This is a genomic window from Oryzomicrobium sp. (assembly GCF_021287045.1).
Lineage (GTDB): Bacteria > Pseudomonadota > Gammaproteobacteria > Burkholderiales > Rhodocyclaceae > Oryzomicrobium.
This window is the reverse complement of record NZ_JAJTBG010000003.1, coordinates 47721-65495: the sequence shown is the minus strand read 5'-3', so window position 1 is coordinate 65495 and position 17775 is coordinate 47721. Positions and strand designations below refer to the sequence as shown.

General features: G+C 67.3%; 9 protein-coding genes. 3 read left to right on the top strand and 6 right to left on the bottom strand.

The genetic code is table 11. The features are described from left to right. Positions 1-9 precede the first annotated feature (9 nt). The 6 genes from LWW89_RS03985 to LWW89_RS03960 all read right to left on the bottom strand — a co-directional run bounded on the left by LWW89_RS03985 (position 10) and on the right by LWW89_RS03960 (position 13492). Positions 10-252 (bottom strand): hypothetical protein, encoded by a 243-nt coding sequence (locus tag LWW89_RS03985; protein ID WP_293261432.1) that lies wholly within the window; start codon positions 250-252, stop codon positions 10-12. Positions 253-360: 108 nt separating this feature from the next. Continuing rightward, complete coding sequence (locus tag LWW89_RS03980; RefSeq protein WP_293261429.1) at positions 361-7821, bottom strand: DUF4347 domain-containing protein; 7461 nt, start codon at positions 7819-7821, stop codon at positions 361-363. A gap of 49 nt (positions 7822-7870) precedes the next feature. After that, positions 7871-8686, bottom strand: coding sequence for an efflux RND transporter periplasmic adaptor subunit (locus LWW89_RS03975; RefSeq protein ID WP_293261426.1), 816 nt, complete (start codon positions 8684-8686; stop codon positions 7871-7873). Further along, positions 8683-10647, bottom strand: coding sequence for a TolC family protein (locus LWW89_RS03970; protein WP_293261423.1), 1965 nt, complete (start codon positions 10645-10647; stop codon positions 8683-8685). Before LWW89_RS03970 ends, LWW89_RS03975 begins: the two co-directional genes overlap by 4 nt. Before the next feature lie 206 nt (positions 10648-10853). Beyond that, positions 10854-11546, bottom strand: coding sequence for a response regulator transcription factor (locus LWW89_RS03965; RefSeq protein ID WP_293261420.1), 693 nt, complete (start codon positions 11544-11546; stop codon positions 10854-10856). Beyond that, positions 11543-13492 (bottom strand): sensor histidine kinase, encoded by a 1950-nt coding sequence (locus LWW89_RS03960; RefSeq protein ID WP_293261417.1) that lies wholly within the window; start codon positions 13490-13492, stop codon positions 11543-11545. The genes LWW89_RS03965 and LWW89_RS03960 overlap by 4 nt, the downstream gene beginning before the upstream one ends. A 235-nt stretch (positions 13493-13727) precedes the next feature. On the opposite strand from LWW89_RS03960, the gene lexA reads away from it, so the two are divergent. The 3 genes from lexA to LWW89_RS03945 all read left to right on the top strand — a co-directional run bounded on the left by lexA (position 13728) and on the right by LWW89_RS03945 (position 17766). Then, positions 13728-14348 (top strand): transcriptional repressor LexA, encoded by a 621-nt coding sequence (gene lexA / locus LWW89_RS03955; protein WP_293261414.1) that lies wholly within the window; start codon positions 13728-13730, stop codon positions 14346-14348. 236 nt (positions 14349-14584) lie between these two features. Beyond that, positions 14585-15907: a hemolysin family protein gene (locus tag LWW89_RS03950; protein WP_293261411.1), complete on the top strand. Its 1323-nt coding sequence runs from the start codon at positions 14585-14587 to the stop codon at positions 15905-15907. A gap of 509 nt (positions 15908-16416) precedes the next feature. Next, the gene (locus LWW89_RS03945) at positions 16417-17766 is read left to right on the top strand and encodes an MATE family efflux transporter (RefSeq protein WP_293261408.1); all 1350 of its coding nucleotides are present in this window, start codon (positions 16417-16419) and stop codon (positions 17764-17766) included. The last annotated feature ends 9 nt before the right edge of the window (positions 17767-17775 follow it).

The following is a 17775-nucleotide window of genomic DNA, read 5'->3' as shown; positions in this document are numbered from 1 at the left end:
GGCGGACGTTCAGTCCGATGGGGCGGTGCGGTGGCGGGGTGGTCGCGGAGCGGTGGCGGCCGCTTTTACGTTGGCGCCGGGGGGGCGCTCTCCGGCGTGGGAGGTATCCGGAATCTTGGTTGGAGTGGGCTGCTCCACCGCCATGGCCTCGGCTTTCCCGCGGAATCCCCCCAGGCCGGGTACCGCGGCGGGCAGCGAGAGGTTCTGGGTCAGAGCCAGGCCGAACAGGGAGGTCAGGACAAGGCGCCGCATCCAGCGGGGACGCGGTGCGAGAAAGAGAAATTGCTTTCTGGCCACTTCGATGCTCAAAAAAATTGCCGGGAAGCCAAGGCCTCCCGGCGTGAGGTGATTGATTCGGGCTCAGGCGGCGCGCTTGGCTACCGTGGCCGCCCGGGCCAGTTTGACCAGGTTCAGCCGCTCGGCGTGGCGGGCGTGGCTGCCCGCGCTGCGCAGCTGCTCGCTTAGCGCGGCCTTGCCGACCGTGGCGTCGCCGACGCGGATGCGGAAGCGCTGGGTAGCCACGTTGCCGTTGCTGTCCCGGGCGGTGATGACGACTTCCAGGTCGCCTTCGTAGCCCAGGGGCGGCGTGCCGCGGAACACCCCCTTGCCGCCGTCGAACTCGACCCATGGGGGCAGCGGGGTGCCGTCCGACAGGGTGGCGTGGAGGGTGATCACCGCATCGGTCTTGGTGTGGACGAAGGCATCCACCGGCACACTGACCTTGAACAGCTTGTTGATCGGCAGGTCCTGGTCGTCCAGGGTACGGCCCGGCCGCAGGGACTGGGCATCGCTTTCGTTGCCGCTGCGCACCAGAATCTGGAAGCCTTCGGCCCGGGTCAGGCCTTCCTGGTTGCCCAGGCCGGCCACGGTCCGGTTGCCCGCCGATGCGGAGGAACCCGCCAAACCATTGCTGCCCTGGCCGTTGCCACCAGATTCGTTCTGGCCGCGGCCATTGCCGGCACCCGTACCTGTGCCGGCGTTGCTGCCAGCCCCGGTACCCGTGCTGGTCCCAGTGCCGGTACCCGTTTCGCCACCCAAGCCACCGCCGCCGCCCGGTCGTTCTCCGGGAATGCCGCCGGTGGTTCCCGGCGGGTTGTAACCCGGAATGCCGCCGTGGCCCGGCAGCTCGATGACCGGGGGCAGACCGCCCGGGGAGCCCGGGATGGTGCTCGGTTCGCCGGGGTGGCCGCCGGTGCCGCCGCCCGTGCCCGGGATGCCCGGGTGCCCCGGACCGTCGCCGGGAACGCCGGGCAGGCCCGGCGGCACGCCGGTGGTGCCGGGATGAGTGGGGGGCGTACCGCCAGGCTGGCCGCCGCCACCTGGGGTGGCGGGGGCTTCTGGCCGGACCGGGGGAACGCCGACGACGCGCAGGGTGAAGGTGGCCGAGGCGGGATGGTAGCCGCCGTCGGTGGCCGTCACCTTGATCGACAGGTCGCCGATGTCGCCGCCCTCGGGTGTTCCGGAGAAGGTCCGGGTGGCGGGGTCGAAGTGGAGCCAGGTGGGCAGGGGGCTGCCGTCGGCCCGGGTGGCCCGGTAGGTCAGGGTGTCGCCGTCGCTGTCGGTGAAGGTGTTCGCCGGCAGCGTGACGTTGAAGGGCACCGATTCGGTGGCCGCGGGCAGCACAGGCGGGTTGGCCAGCACCGGGTCGGCGTTGGTCACCTGCTTGAAGGCGGAGTAGGCGGGCTGGGAATCGAGCTCGCCGTCGTTGGCGATGACCTTGATCCGGACGAACTTGCCGATGTCGGCGCCGCTGACCTTGTACTGGGCCAGGGTGGCGCCGTCGATGTCGCGCAGGTTGGTGCCGCTGGCGTCGTCGGCGATCTGCCACTGGTAACGGTAGGTCAGCTCCGACAGGGGGGTATCAACGTCGTTCCAGGTGCCGTGTCCGGTCACCGTGCCGTTCTGGCGCAGGGTGCCATCCTCGCGCAGGTCGCCGCTCAGTGCGGGCGGCGTGACGTTGACCGGGGCATCGTTCACCGGAGTGATGAAGATGCGGATCTGGGCCATTTCGGACGACTGCTGCGAGTTCTGGAAGTAGTAGTGGAAGGTCTCGAACCCGTTCCAGTCCGGGTCGGGGGTGTAGACGAACTTGCCCTGGTCGAGGGTGGTGCCGGGCTGCAGCATCAGGTTGCCGTGGGCCAGGCGGTAACCCGCCAGGTTGCCATTGCCATCCAGAATTGCTTCGTCGGGCCCGAAGTTCTTCATCAGATCCGGCATGCCGGGTACTGGCGTTCCCAGGAAGTAATGTGCGTTGGTCAGGTTGAGGTCCACCACCAGACGGGACAGGTCGACGCTGATCGCCCTGCTGTCTTCCTCGGCCACGTAGTTCTGGCTGTGGGCGGTGGGAGCGCCGGGAATGACGAGGATGTCGCCGCTGCGTGTGGCGTTGAGGCCGCCGCTGTCGGTCACCGACAGGGTGAGCCGGTCGTTGCCGGTTTCCACCGAATCCCGGGCCAGACCCGGGGTATAGGCGACCCCGTTGGAGGCACCCAAGGTGGCGTTGATCTGGGCCAGGGTGCCGCGCAGGGTCACCTGGCCGGTGCCGTTGCCGGTGATGTCGGTGGCGCGCAGGCCGCCGGCGATGGTGGTATCCAGGGTGAAGCTGCCGTAGCGGTTGCCGCCCCCCAGGTCGCGGCTGGACAGCACCACGGTCATCACGCCGGTTTCGTCCACGTCGGTCACCGACAGGCCGCGGATGTAGGTGGTGGCACTCGGGTCGGCGTTGGTCCGTTCCGTGACCATGGCCGTGCCGGGCAGGCCCGCCACCGGCGGGTCGTTGACCGGCACCACGTCCATGTGGGCCTGCTTGGTCGCCTGGCTGATGCTGTCGCTCAGGGTGAACTGGATGGTGCGCTGGGCCGCGCTCGGGTTGTTCGAGGTGGACGCGAAACCGATGCTGCGGGCCAGGGCCTGGACCGATTCGACGTTGGCCGCGCCATTCAGGCGGATGCGCAGGGGCTGGCCGCCCAGGCCGTTCTCGGTGGGGTCGATGGTGCCGATGACGGTGCCGTTGTAGGTGACGTTGTTGCCGCTGATGTTGATCAGGTTGTCGGCGTTGCCCACCACCGTCAGCTTGTCCGTGGCCTCGCCGTTGCCGTTGAGGGCCACCTGCAGGTAACCGCCGTTGAAGTTGTTCTCCGGCGCGAGCAGGCGGATGTTGCCGTCGATGATCGTCGGCGCGGCTTTTTCGGTGTAGCTGTTGCGGGCGCCGTTGCTGTCGAACCAGACCGGCTCGTAGACGTTCTCTACGTCGATGACGAAGGTCTGGTCGAAGGTCAGGCCGCCTTTGTCGGTCGTGCGGATGGTGACCGTATGGGTGCGCGCCGTCTCGTAGTCGATGTTGGCGCCGGGCTTGACGATCAGACGGTTGCCGGAGATGGCGAACTTGTCCATGTCGCCGCCGACGATGCTGTAGGTGTGGGCATCGCCCGCATCCTGGTCGGTGGTGCCCAGGGTGCCGATGATGGTGCCGCCTGCACTGTTTTCCACCACCGTGTGCCCCGACAGGGAAATGGCGCTGGGCGCTTCGTTGACGTCGATCACCGGAATGGTGAAGGTCTTTTCGAATGACAGCTCGTGGCCCGGCCCTTCGCCGCCGCCGCTGTCGGTGACGCGCAGGGTGACGGTGTGGGACTGGGCCGTTTCGTAGTCGAAGTTGGCTCCAGGGGCGACCTGCAGTTCCCAGGTGCCGGCCGCGTTCTTCACCACCTTGAAGTAGCCGTCGCTGTCACCATAGGTGCCGTCGGCGCGCTTGATCTGGTAGGTGAAGTTGGTGTCGTCCACGTCGGCGGTGGACAGGGGGGTGATGACCGTTCCCGGGGGGCTGTTCTCGGTGACGGCGACCCCGGCGGTGCGCACGCCGCCGTCCCGCACCTGCCAGAGGAAGACGCCGGCCTGGCCGATGTTGCTCATGCTCGCCAGGTTGCTCATCTGGGAGGTCATGGACCCTTCGATTTCCGAATAGGTCTTGCGGTCGCCGGCCGACCAGCCGGCCGAGGTCCAGGCGCCATGCTGGGCCCAGCCCACCTGCTCGTAGCGGAACTCGATGTCGAAGTCGCCGTTGCCCTTGTCCCAGAGGCGGATCTGGAAGGCATTGGCCACGTTGGTCCGGTTGCTGTATTCGCCCACGTCGTCGAAGGTGATGGTGACCACCTTCTTGACCGGGTCCTTGGCGACGTAGATGCGGTTCGACCCGGTGGAATTGCCGCCGTCGGCTCCCCAGTTGGCGGTGGACTTACCGCCCCGGGTGTCGAAGTCGAGGAACATCGGGGCGATGATAGGCACGGTGGATTGGCTGATGCCGCTCGGCGTGTAGGAGGTCATCCCTTGGCCGAAGGTGACGTAGCCGTTCCAGCCGACGTAGAACTGGCCGCCGGTGTAGGTCTTGCCGCAGAAGTTGAAGCCGTCCGGGAACACGTCCGAGACGTTGATGGCGGTGAAACCGTCGTCGCCGATGGGAATGAGGATGTTGCCGAAATCGGCGTTGGTGTAGCGGCCGTCGGCGTTTTCACCCGGGGTGACGGTCGGGTGGCCCAGGCCAGTGACGAGGTTGTGGCCGGGCGCGACGTTGGTGGTGCCCCAGGCCCCGTTACCGGCGCTGTTGCCGAAGACGATATCGGTAGGCGCGTTGTTGGTGGGCTCGACATGCACCGTGTAATCGACGCTGCCCACGGCGACGCCGCCATTAGCCGTGCCGCCGCCGTCGTTCAGGCTCAGGTGCAGGTTGCGGTCGCCGACCACCGGGTTCTGGGAGGTATTGAAGAACTGCAGGTTCTTCATCACCGCTTCGACGGCCTGCCGGGTCACGTTGGCCGGGTTGACCACCGGCGGCACGCTGCTGGCGAAGGTGATGGTGATGCTCTTGCCTTCGTTGGTGGAGGAAAAGACGCCGACGACGACGCCGCCATAGGTGATGGCGCCGGTGCTCTGGTTGATGGAAAACCCCACCTGGCCAGGGCCGGTGCCTTCGTTGCGCAGGGTCAGCTGGTCGCCGGCCTGGCCGTTGGTGATGTTCACCGTCAGCACCGAGCCGCCCAGGTTGCCGTTGAACAGGTCATCGGAGAGGGTGATGCCGGGGGCGACGAGCACCGGGGTGTTGGCGGCGTTTTCCTTGTAGGTGACGTCGGGGCCGCTGCTGAGGATGGGGGCTTCGTTGACGTTGATGATGTTCAGCACCACCGCCTTGGTCGCGCTGAGTTCCCCGTCGGAAACCACCACGTTGAAGCTGTAGCTAGCCTTGGTTTCGTAGTCCGGGCTGCCCTTGATGGTGACGACACCGGTATGGGCGTCGATGTCGAGCAGGGCGGCGTCCGCGCCGCTCAGACTGTAGGTGAGAGTCGTCCCCGCATCCGGGTCGGTGGCGGTGGCGTGGTACACCACGGTGCCCGGAGCGACGTTTTCCAGCACGCTGGCGCTGCCTCCCGACGTGAACACCGGCGGCTCATTGACGTCGGTAATGGTGATGGTGACGGCCTTGGTAACGGTCGCCGTGCCATCGGAAACCGTCACGTTGAAGGTGTAGCTGGACTTGGTTTCGAAGTCCGGGCTGGCCTTGAAGGTTACGGCACCGGTCGAGGCGTTGATGTTGAAGGCGCTGGCGTCGGTACCGCTCAGGCCATAGGTCAGGGTGTCGCCGACGTCCACGTCGTAGGCCGTGGCCTGGTAGACCACGGTGCTGGTCGAGATATTTTCCGGAACGGTGGCGGAGGAGCCGGAGGTGATGACAGGCGGGTCGTTGACCGGGGTCACGGTCAGGTTGGCGTCGGCGGCGTTGGCGCTGAAGTGGCCGCCACCGGTGCCGTTGGCATCGGCAGTACCACCGGAGGTGTAACCGCCGCCGTCCCAGGTCCGGTAGCTGAGCTTGGCGGTACCGTTCCAGTCAGCGTCGGGGACGAAACGCACCAGATCGGTGTTGGAGAGCAGACGGGCCGAGGAGGCGATGTTCACCACGCTACCCGTGGTGTTGCTGAAGTTGTTCCAGGTGGTGCCGTCGCTGGAGTACTGCCAAGTGCCGTGGGTGTTGTCCACGGAGGTCACGGCGATGGGCGAGCCGAAAACCGTGCTCACCGCCTGGCCCGGGTTGCTCGTCGGGTCTTCGGGAATAGGGGTGAATGCCTTGTTATCCGCAGATGCAATTTCACTGAGGATGGTGGCGATGTCCCGGTTGTCGAGGGAGGTGTAGTAGGTGAAGGTGACCGACTGGCCCACCGCCAGGGTGCCCACGTCGAAGGCGATGGAAATGTAGGAGTCTTCGGTCAGCGAACTACCTTTGGCAGGAACGGAGCTATAGACGTTGCTGTCGTAGATGCCGGCGGCGGGGGAAAGCCCGGAAGTGCCATAGGAAACCCGGGCCCGGTTGTCGCTGGAGTAGTAGAGGATGGTGGCCTGCTTGTTGCCGGCAGCAGTGTAGTAGGCATCGCCGACTGCGCTACGGGCGCTGACCACGGCGACCGAATCGCCCGCCTGGAAGGAGCGCTCGATGGTCTGGGTGGTGGTGAAGCCGCTGGCGCCGGCGATGTCCTCGGTGTTGTCCGGGTCGAAGCTGCGCATGAAGCGCACCGCATCGAGGATGCTGCCGCTGACGTTGGTCAGGGTGACGGTGTTCTTGAAGAAACGGTCGTCCTTGTTGAAGGAAATGACCTGCTCGACCTTGAGGTTGCCGCCGATGGTGCCCGTGACCTTGGCCGAGAGGGTGTCCCCCGAGGACTGGTCCACCACCGTCTGGCCGAAATTCTTGCCTTCCGTGGCAACCCCACCGATCTTGTAACCGGCGTAGAAGCCTTCTTCGGGGGTGCCGGGCAGGAAGTAGTCGATGCGCAGGTCGGCACCCGTGCCGAAACCGTCAGCATCGCCGACCATGCCGATCCCCGGGAGCGAATCCTTGCGGCCGGCAAAATTGCCCGGCTTGTCGTTGGTACCGAACTTGCCGATCTGGTCTCCGGTACGGATGCCCAGCTCGATGTAGTTGCCGCCGAGGAATATGCCGGTGGCGGTGCTGCCGGTATGGGCGCCGGGCAAGGCCAGGGTGTCGGCGTAGGCGTCCAGGGCATCGGGACGGAGCAGGGCCGCGGTTTCGATGGCGCCGGTGCGGGCTTCCAGGGTCCAGTTACCGCCCCGGGCGCTGGCGCCGGTGGTGTCGGTGGAGGCCGCCACATCCGCGCCGGTCGCCTGAGACAACTCGCCGATGAAACTGAGGCCGCCGCTGTCTTTGGCGATGTCGCAACCGTAGAGGAGAAGGTCGGCACCCGGATTGAGGGCGGCGCCGATGGCGCTCAGGGCGCCTTGATAGGCGCCGATCGTGGTGTGATCCAGGTGGGCCGTGCCCAGAACCGCCATGCCCGATTCACCGTGGCTGACCAGGTGGATCGCATCGATGCCGGTACGACCCTGGAGGTAGTCGGCGATCTGCTGCACCCCGTCCCGGCTGGAATCGAGCAGGACGATCTCCAGGCCGGCATGCATGCTCGACACCAGGGTCTGCCACCCGGGGACCGCCGAATCCACGAAAACGATTTCCCGCCGTCCGCCGTTGGCCGAAGGGTCGCCCAGGGCGATGAGGCGGGGGCCGCCGCTCCTGGCCGTCTCGCCGACAGCCTTGTCGGCCTCGGTTGCCTGGGCTGTCTGGGTTACCTGATTTTGGCGCTCGGCGTTTGCCGCGCTTTCCTTGGCCGCCGCCTCCTGGGCGGCGCGCTCGGCGGCGGCAACAGCGGCGGCGGCCGTGTCCACGGCGGCGCCGTCGAACATCACGCGGGGTTCCAGGGCCATGGGGGCGGGAGCCCGGCGGGCGAGGCGGCGTTGGGAGGTGGAAGCGGCGGTTTTCATGGCGATCTCCGGAGTGGGGACGTCAATGCGGTATGGAGGCGGGCGCGGCTCAGGGATTGCCGGCGGGCGGAACGAGCTGGATCTTGCCGCTCATGCCGGCGATCAGTTCGGGGAAGTTGCCGTCGATGACGGCGGCGGCCTTGACCGACTGGCTGACCGGGTCGACCCGGGCGCCGATGCGGGTGATCTTGGCCGGGTATTCCCGGGCGGTCTCGTCGATGCGGACCTTGAAGCCGGTGCCGGGCTTGAGCCAGGACAGCCACTTGGAGGGGATGATGAATTCCAGTTCCAGAGTGCTGTCGTCGAGGATGTCGAGGAGAGCCTGGCCGGGCTGGACGAACTGCTGCTCGCGCACCTTCTGCTCGGCGACGCGGCCGGAGAAGGGGGCGGCCAGGGAACACTTGGACAGGGTGGCGTTCATCAGGTTGACGTCGGCCCGGGCCTTGGCCACTTCGGCCTCGGAGGTTTCCAATTCCACCTTGCCCACGGAGTTGAGTTCCGCCAGGCGGCGGTTGGCCGAGTAGGTCTTGTCAGCGGCGGCCATGGCCGCCTTGGCGCGCTGCAACTGGGCGCTTTGCAGCGAGCAGTCGAAGCTCACCAGCACCTGGCCGGCCTTGAAGCGTTCGCCTTCCTTGACGGTGATGCGGTTGATCTTCGCGCCCAGTTCGGCGCCCAGGGTGGTGTAGCGGCGCGGCGAAAGCTGGGCGCGGATCTCCTGGCGTTCCAGGGTCTGCTTGGCTGGTGCCGTTGCAGGGGCGCCGCCCGCCGCGGGGGCGGCGGGTTGGGCCAGGGCGAGGGGCGTCGCGGCCAGCAGGGGAAGCAGAAACGCCCCCCCGAAGCGACGGGGTGTGCGCAGCGGCATCATTGCGGGTACTGGGCCGAGGCCAGGGCGGCGGTGGCGCCGCTCTTGAGGGCCTGCCACTCGGCGGCGGTGGCGGGTTTGGACAGCTGGCCGACGTGGCGCACCTGGCCGAGGGGGCGGCCGGTGGTGTCGCTGACCGTCCACTCGATCACCGCTTCGCGCTTGCCCTGGCGGGGGACTCCCAGAACCAGGCGGCCGTTGGCGATGGCGGTGGCTTCGCCAGCGGAGGCGACCCAGGCGAAGTCGGCCTGGCTCACCGTCTGCCAGTTGAGGCTGGGAGCCCGGGCCGGCAGGGAGAACGAGGCGAGGAAGAAACGCTGGGCCGCCGCGTTGGCATCGCCTGGTTGGGCGGGCTCTGCGGCCGGCGCGATCGCTGCCGCAGTAACGGCGACGGGGGGCGCTGCGGCCACGGACGGGGCGGCCGGCGCGGCTGCTGCGGGAGGCGGTGCGACGGGCGCCTGGAGGGCCTGGCTCCACTGGTTCATCGACTGTTCCAGCTGGGGGGTCAGCTGGGTCAGGGTCAGGGTGTTCAGGTCACCGACCTGGGGTTCCAGGCCGAGGGTGGCCTGGACCTTGCCATTGGCGGCATAGACCTGGGCCAGGGCCTGGTAGCGGCGCAGCAGGCTGACGATGGCGGCGGTGTTGTTGGAGATGCGCTCCAGCTTGCTCTGGGTCTGGGCTTCTTCCCGGTTGGCGCTGTGTTCGAAGATGCGCTGGTCCACCGACCAGATGGCGTCGGCGCGCTGGAACAGGCGGTAGGCGTTCTCGTACTGCTGGCGGGCCAGGTGCACCTGGGCCAGCACGGCCATCTGCACGGTCATGCGCTTTTGCTCGGCCAGCTTCTCGTTGGCTTCGGACAGGCGGGCGTTGGCCGGGGCGGACAGCAGGTTGAAGAGGTTCCAGCTGAGCTGGACGCCGGTTTCTTCCCAGCTCTTGTTGATCAGGTAGCTGTTCGAATCGTGCTTGCCGGTGTAGCTAAAGCTCAGGCCAGGGAACATCTTGAGCATGGACTTCTTGGTCTCGGCCACGGTGATGCGCACGTTGTAGAACTGTTCGCGCAGATCGGCGTTGTTGGCCACCGCGGCTTCTTCCATGGCCTCGACGGGCAGGTCCTGGTAGGTCGGGGCGAGTTCCTTGCCGCCCGGCTCGGCCAGGCGGAAGGCGCTGCCCGGGGGCAGGTTGATCAGGGCGGCCAGTTCGATGCGGGCGGCGGACAGTTCCTGCTGGATGCTCTCGAGGATGCGCAGGTTTTCCAGCACGGTGCGCTGGTAGCGCAGGGCATCCATCGGGTTGCGCAGCTTCTCGCCTTCGGCCTTGCGGGAGTCGTCCAGGGCCGCTTCGGCCATGGCAATGGTCTGGCGCAGCTCGCCTTCCAGCTTCTGGGCGCAGGCGGCGCGCCAGTAGGCGCTGCGCACGTCCTGGATCAGGTTGTGCATGGCCTTGCGCCGGCGTTCGGAGGCGATCAGCACCCGGTCGGCATTTTGCTTGGCGTTGAAGTAGCTGACACCGAAGTCGAGGATGTTCCAGCTCAGCCCCAGGTCGGTGGTGGTGTGGGACTTGTCCGAGGATATGTAGGGGTTGGCCAGGGAGGGCTTGCCGGTAACCGAATCCTTGGCCCGGGAGATGCTCTCGTTGTTGCGGCCGGAATAGCCGGCGGAAGCCACCAGCTTGGGCAGCATGTCATAACGGCTGACGTCGAGCTGCCCCATGGCCACGGCCTGCTCCATGAGCCGGTTGCGGTGGTCCAGGTTGTACTTGAGGGCCCGGGCCATGGCTTCGGCCAGGGTCAGGGGATGGTCCAGGGGCTCGACGTCGGCCTGGGAGGCTTGCCGGTCGGCACTGGTGATCTGTTTTTGCTCGTCCTGGGCAAGCGGCTGAGGCAGGGTCGAGCAGCCGGCCAGGACGGCGCCGAGGGTGAGCGGGAAAAGAACGGTACGGACAGAGCGGAACGGCTTTTTCGCCATTTTTTCATTCTCCAAGGCAGACGCCCCCAGCGGTGGGGAGGATTGCGGAGAATGGTAAGAAAAAGCGCTTGCCGTTAGCTGGCGAAAACTGGCATTTGCTAGCTTTTGCTGGAAAAGACGAAAAAAATCACGATTAGCCCCCTGTTTTGTCAGGAATCGCCAGCCATGGGCGTCATGTTTCCAGGAAAAACAGCGGGAAAACCCCCTCAGCCCTCGATGAGAATCGGGTCGATGAAGGCGTAACCGATGCCGCGGGCCGCCTTGAGTGGCGATTTGCCCGACGGAACGTGGGGGTCGAGCTTGCGGCGCATGCGGCTGACGATGGATTCCAGGTGGCGGAAATCAAAATCCAGGCCGGTTTTGCCCTGGGCGGTCACCAGTTCCTGGCGCGAGACCGTCTCGCCGCCCGCTTCGGCCAGGGCGTGGAGCACCCGGTTTTCCGACGAGGTGAGGGGCAGCAGGGTGCCGTTGGGGGCGCGCAGTTGCCAGCGGGTGGGATAGAGCACCCAGGCGCCGGCAGCGAGGGCGGTGGGGAAGTGCAGACGGCGCAGCACGCTTTCCACCACGGCCGCCAGTTCGCGCATGTCCACGGGCTTGACCAAGTAATTGTCGGCGCCGGCCAGCAGGCCCTGCACCCGGTCGTCCAGGCTGCCCCGGGCGGTGAGCATGACGAGGCCCAGGTTGGGCCGCTGTTGCAGCTTTCGCGCGACTTCCAGGCCGTCCTCGTCGGGCAGGCCCAGATCCAGGATCACCAGGTCGGCGCCTTCCGTGTCCAGCAGGGCGTAGAGGCTGCGGGCATCGCCGGCGCCGCTGATCTGGTGGCCGGTCTGGTGACGCAGGTGGAAGACGACTTCATCCAGGAGGTCTGCATTGTCTTCGACGACGATGATCCGTTTCATACCGTTTTGCGTGAGGCGATGTCGGGAGGGGTGAGGGGAAGCCAGCAGCGGAAGCAGGCGCCGCCCCGGTAGTCCGGGTCGGCGTCGAGCCAGCCGCCATGGGATTGCACGATGCGGCGCGACAGGTAGAGGCCGAGCCCGAGGCCGGGCTTGGCGCTGTTTTCGCCGCCGCGAGTGTATTTGTCGAAGACCTTGCGTGCCAGCTCCGGCGCGAGGCCCGGCCCGTGGTCGATGATGCGCCACAGCACCCCGGGGCGCTTTTCATGGGTGCTGGCTTCGATGCTGATGTCGATGGACCCTGGAGCTGGGGCGTACTTGAGGGCGTTGTCGAGCAGGTTGCGCAGGACGACCACGAGCAGGGCCTGTTCGCCTTCCACCGCCGGCGGGTTGCCGATCCGGGTCATGCAGGTGCGGCGCCGTGCCTCGTCGCCGCTTTCGTCGATCAGCTCCAGGGTCAGGCGATCCAGTTCGATCCGCTCGACCTTGGTGAGCCAGCGGCCGGTCATGATCCGGTCTTCGGTCAGGCAAGCCTGCAAGGTGGTATCCATGCGCCGCACCGAGCCCTCGATGCGCTGGTAGCGGATCTGGCGCGGTTCCCCGGGCTGGGGGTCGAGCAGCCGCAGGCTCTGCATGGCGGCCGACACCACCGCGATGGGGGTGCGCAGCTCGTGGGCGATCATGGCCAGGAAACGGGTCTGGTCGTCCCGTATCAGGCGTTCCCGCTCGACGGCCTCCTGGGCCTGGATGCGCAGCTGGTTGGCCTCGGCGACACGCATGTGCACGCTGAAGTTGAACAGCAGCAGGTAGATCAGCGTCATCAGCTGGTTGCCGTTCAGCACCCACAGCAGGAAGGGCCCCAGCCCCACCAGCCCGGCCACGTTGAGGGTGCTGACGCCGACGTACATGCCCAGGGCGGCCACGTCGATCCAGCCGCTGCGGCCCCGCTGGCGCAGCAGGCGGCGAAAGACGAAGGGCAGGAACAGGTAGGTGGGCAGGGGCAGGAACATCAAGATCGGCGCCGTGTAGGAATAGAGCCCGAAGGGCACGCTGGCGGCGGTGATGAAGCCCAGGGCGACGCCGATCAGCATCACCACGTTGAGTATCGGGTGGTAGCGGGGGATTTCCAGCAATTCCCGCAGAAAGAAGAAGATCATGCCAGTGCTCAACCCCACCAGCACGCCGACCATGGAGCCCGCCAGCTCGGGATCGTCGGGCAGCAGGTATTGGGCGGTGAAACCATGCAGAGTCAGGGCGAGCAACTGCACCAGCAGGACCATGACGCCGAACTGCAGGTGCAGGGGTTCCCGGATCGCCAGCCAGGTGATCAGGCTGAGCAGAGCGCAGGCGAACAGCAGGCCCGATTGCAGCCCGAAGAACAGGTATTCCCGCTGCACCGCCGGGGCGAAGTCCGCTTCCTGCCAGAGTTGCAGGATGGCGGCCATGGAACTGGTGGAGCGCAGGCGCAGGTAATAGACGGAGGTGCCCTCGGGCACGGTGAGGCGGAAGGCGAAGCCCCGGTATTCCACCTCCCGGGTGGAAAAGGGCAGCAGGTCGCCGGAACGGTGCTCGCGCATCTCGCCGTGCCCGTCGGGCTCGTAGAGGCGCAGGTCGTCCAAGTAGGTGGGCAGCACATCGAGAATCCACTCGACCGGCGCCGTACCGCTCCGGTCCAGAGTGAAGCGCAGCCAGTACACGTCCCGCACGTAGCCAGCTCCCAGGTTGCCGGGCAGGGGGGCGAATTTTTCCTGGGTCTCGGGGGCGGCCACTTGGCCGATGTCCAGCTTGCCCCCCTTGTCCACCAGGAACGACAGTTGTCCGCTGTCCAGGCTGAAGTGGCGGGTCTTGCCGTCCAGCACCAGCGATTGCGGCCCGGCGGCTGCCAGCAGTGCGCCGGGGCACGACAGGCAGAGGAGCAGGGCGAACAGGATGCGGGCGAACGGGACCATGGGGCGGCGATTATACCCATGGGTTGGCATGACGCCGGCGGCATCATGCCGCGGGAGTGCGCTGGAGTGGCACCGGGTTGTTATTTTTGCCTGGCTGTATAAAAATACAGTAATGGGTGAAAGCGCCGCCAACGCCGCAGCCAACCAATGCTGCAATGCCGCTGCCGGCGCCTGTACCCGGCCGCATCAGCCGATTCCCGCCCTGTCTTGCCCGTCCCTGCCGGAGTGCCCGCCCATGAAGCTCACCCCCCGCCAACAGGAAATCCTCGATTTCATCCGCAACACCCTGGAAATCCTCGGGGCGCCGCCGACCCGGGCGGAAATCGCCAGCGCCTTCGGCTTCGCCTCGCCCAACGCCGCCGAGGACCACCTCAAGGCCCTGGCCAAGAAGGGCGTGCTGGTGCTCGAACCCGGCGCCGCCCGGGGCATCCGCCTGGTGCAGCAGCTTGGCCTGCCCCTGGTGGGCAACGTGGCCGCCGGCAGCCCGATCCTGGCCGAGGAGCACATCCAGGGGCGCTACCAGATTGATCCCGGCATGTTCTCGCCTAGGGCGGATTTCCTGCTCAAGGTGCGGGGCCTGTCGATGCGCGACGTGGGCATCATGGAAGGGGACCTGCTCGCTGTGCACCGCACCGGTGAGGCCCGGGATGGCCAGATCGTGGTGGCCCGGGTGGGGGACGAGGTCACCGTCAAGCGCTTCAAGCACCGCGGCCTGCCGGCAGGGGTGGTGCACCTGTTGCCGGAAAACCCGGAGTTCGAGCCCATCGTCGTCGATACCGAGCATGAATCCCTGGCCATCGAGGGCATTGCCGTGGGTCTGATCCGCAACGGCAGCCAGACCGGCGGCCTGACCTGATCCGCCACGGCGGTCGTGCTTCCCGCGCCATAGGCGCAATGCAGGCGCGCGGTGGGCACGATGGGGTACGACAAGACGTCGATGCCCGCCGGATATGGCTTTAACGGCCGGGTTCGACGGCCGTATCATGACGTTGCCAGGGGGACGGGGCGGCAAAATTCCGGCAGAATACGGCCCTCTTTGTGCCGAGAAAGGACAGGGACGGCCCGTGACAGCGGTACGGCGCGGTCCCGCTCATGGGTAGTAACCTGTTGTTGATCGTCGCAGCCCTGCTTCTGGTGCTGCTCAATGGTTTCTTTGTGGCCGCCGAGTTCGGCCTGGTCAAGTTGCGCGGCACCCGGGTGCGCGCCCTGGCCAAGAACCGGGGGTGGCGCGGCCGCTTCCTGCTCCGGGTGCACAGCGACCTGGACGCCTATCTGTCGGCCTGCCAGCTCGGCATCACCCTGGCCTCCCTGGGCCTGGGTTGGATCGGCGAGCCGGCCTTCGCCCGGGTGGTGGAGCCCCTGCTTGCCGCCCTGGGCCTGGACAGCGCACAGCTGATCCACGGTATCTCCTTCTTCTTCGCCTTCTTCACCATCTCCTACCTGCACATCGTGGTGGGGGAACTGGCACCCAAGTCCCTGGCCATTCGCCGCTCCGAGGCCATCGCGGTGTGGACCGCGCCGCCGCTCTACGCCTTCTACTGGGGCATGTACCCGGCCATCTGGGTGCTCAACCACAGCGCCGCCACGGTGCTGCGGGTGCTCGGCCTGGGCGGTTCGGCCAAGGGGCAGGACAGCCAGTATTCGGCCGACGAACTGAAGCTGATCCTGCGTTCCTCCGGGTCCGAGGGCCACTACACCAAGGCCGAATGGCGGGTGCTGGCCCAGGCCCTGGACTTCGGCGACCTGGACGTGGCCGACCTGATGCGGCCCTTCAGCGAAGTGGTGGCCCTGCGCCGGGACGATCCGGTGGCCGACAACCTGGACCGCATCGTGCAGCAGCGCTACAGCCGCTACCCCTACCTGGACGAGGACGGGCTGGTGATCGGCGTGCTGCACCTCAAGGACATCTTCATCGCCCTCCAACGCCGCGAGGACCTGACCAGCCTGGACGACCTGGTGCGGCCGGTGCAGCTCGTCTCGCCCAACGAGTCGGCCATGGCCTTGTTCCGCCGTTTTCGCGAAGGGGCGCCGCACTTCGCCGTGGTGGCCTACCAGGACAAGCGCCCCCTGGGCTTCGTCACCCTGGACAACCTGCTCGGCGCCCTGGTGGGCGAGATCCGCGACGAGTTCCGCCAGTCCCAGAACGAATGGACCCGCCTCGACGACGGCTCCCTGATGGGCAAGGGCAGCCTGCCCATCTTCACCCTGGAGCGGGCCCTGGGCATCGACATCGAAGAGGCCGGCGTCGATTCGGTGGGCGGCCTGATCCTGCAAAAGCTCGGCGACCTGCCCCACGAGGGCCAGCGCATCGGCTTCGGCGCCTTCGACGTGGTGGTCAAGCGCATGGTCGGCCCGCGCATCGTGCTGGTGCGGGTCTACCCCAACGAGCCGGGCGAGGACGACGACGAGTTGTAAGGCGGTGCACCGGGGCGGGCTTCGTGCCAGCCGCCAGCCGCGTTCCGGCAGTCACCCTCTGTAAACCCCGCGCCGATAAAGGATCTCCAAGGGGTGCCATTGGAGATCGAGGACTGGCGCGGCGATCCGAAGCAGGTGTCTGGAGATGCCCGTCCCGCCTGGGGTTTAGACGGATATAAGTTGCGCTTGGTTGCCGCCGGCGCTGCCCGTCATCCGCTGTCGATCTTGCGGTTGCTCTTGTCGTTGCGCGCCCTGTCGCCCCGGTCACCCGGCACCCCGTCAAACCCCGCGCCAGTCCTTGTTCTTCACGGGGTGTGCCGGGAGTGCCAGTCTGGGCGCGGGTTTTCAGGGGTGTTGCTCGAAAGTCCGCGCTCTGCCTTGGTTTCCACGCGGTGCATGATTTTCCAGGGCCACGGGTCGGGCTGGGCGCTGTGCCGATTCCCCGGGCCAAGGTACCGCTAATTTTGTACCATTCGCCCCTTCCGTTTTTTACCCTGTCCCGTCTTCCCATGCTTCGCACCACCCGGCCCCTGGCCTGGCAGATCGCCCAACTGGCCTGGCCCGTCCTGATCGCCCAACTCGCCTCCATCGGCATGATGGTGGCCGACACCGTCATTGTCGGCCGCGCCGGCACCGAGGACCTGGCCGCCGTGGCGGTGGGGTCGGGCATCTACGTCTCGGTGGCCCTGGCCCTGGCCGGGGTGGTCCAGGCCCTGTCGCCGGTGGTGGCCCACCTGGTGGGGGCGCAGAAGGGGGATGAGATCGGCCCCATGGTGCGCCAGGGGGTCTGGCTGGTGCTGCTGCTCGCCGTGGTCGGCGCCCTGGTGCTGCACTTTCCCGGGCCGCTGCTCGGCTGGGCCGAGCTGGCGCCGGAGATCGAGGCCAAGGCCCGGGCCTACATGAACGTGCTGATCCTGGCCCTGCCGGCCGGCCTGGGCTACCGGGCCTTCGCCTCGGTGGCCAACGCCGTGGGTCGGCCCAAGCCGTTGATGGTCATCGCCCTGGTGGAAACCGTCAGCCACGCGCTGCTCGCCTGGCTGCTGGTGGGCGGCCACCTGACCGGCACGCCCCTGGGGGCGGTGGGGGCGGCCATTTCCCAGGCGATCTGCGTCTGGGTCGCCCTGGGCGCCTCGCTGCTGGTCATGCTCAAGGGCGAGGTCTATCGGCCCTACAACATCTTCCGCCGCCTGGAGGGCATCCATTGGAGGCGCCAGGCCGAACTGCTGCGCCTGGGCGTGCCCATGGGCTTTTCCTACCTGGTGGAAATTTCCGCCTTCACCCTGATGGCGGTGTTCGTCGCCCGGTTGGGGGCCGAGACGGTGGCCGGCCACCGCATCGTCGCCAACCTGTCGGCACTCACCTACATGTTGCCGTTATCCCTGGCCATCGCCACCTCGGCCCTGGTCGGCCAGGCCGTCGGCGCCCGGGACGAAACCCGGGCCCGGCGCACCGCCATGGCCGGCCTGTGGCTGGCCTGCGGCCTGTCGGTGCTGATGGGCGGCGCCCTGTGGCTGGCCCGGGAGGCGGTGGTGGCGCCGGTGAGCAGCGATCCGGCGGTGCGTGCCGTGGCCGTCGGACTGGTGATCTACATCGCCGTCTACCAATTCTGCGACGCCGCCCAGACCATCGCCGCCTTTGCCCTGCGCGGCTACAAGGTCACTTTCGTGCCGTTGCTGATGCACATCACCTGCTTCTGGCTGATCGGCCTGGGGGGCGGCTACTGGCTGGCCTTCCACGCCCCGGTGCCGCAAGGCGTGGCCGGCTTCTGGCAGGCGGCGGTGGCCGCCACCGTGGCCGCCAGCGTGCTCCTCGGCGGCCTGCTGCTGTGGGTGATCCGCAACCGGCGGCGCGGCGTCTAGCGGTGAGGC

Coding starts and splice junctions, on each gene's coding strand:
- LWW89_RS03985 (WP_293261432.1), bottom strand. CDS start 252: ATGCGGCGCCTTGTCCTGACCTCCCTGTTCGGCCTGGCTCTGACCCAG.
- LWW89_RS03980 (WP_293261429.1), bottom strand. CDS start 7,821: ATGAAAACCGCCGCTTCCACCTCCCAACGCCGCCTCGCCCGCCGGGCT.
- LWW89_RS03975 (WP_293261426.1), bottom strand. CDS start 8,686: ATGATGCCGCTGCGCACACCCCGTCGCTTCGGGGGGGCGTTTCTGCTT.
- LWW89_RS03970 (WP_293261423.1), bottom strand. CDS start 10,647: ATGGCGAAAAAGCCGTTCCGCTCTGTCCGTACCGTTCTTTTCCCGCTC.
- LWW89_RS03965 (WP_293261420.1), bottom strand. CDS start 11,546: ATGAAACGGATCATCGTCGTCGAAGACAATGCAGACCTCCTGGATGAA.
- LWW89_RS03960 (WP_293261417.1), bottom strand. CDS start 13,492: ATGGTCCCGTTCGCCCGCATCCTGTTCGCCCTGCTCCTCTGCCTGTCG.
- lexA (WP_293261414.1), top strand. CDS start 13,728: ATGAAGCTCACCCCCCGCCAACAGGAAATCCTCGATTTCATCCGCAAC.
- LWW89_RS03950 (WP_293261411.1), top strand. CDS start 14,585: ATGGGTAGTAACCTGTTGTTGATCGTCGCAGCCCTGCTTCTGGTGCTG.
- LWW89_RS03945 (WP_293261408.1), top strand. CDS start 16,417: ATGCTTCGCACCACCCGGCCCCTGGCCTGGCAGATCGCCCAACTGGCC.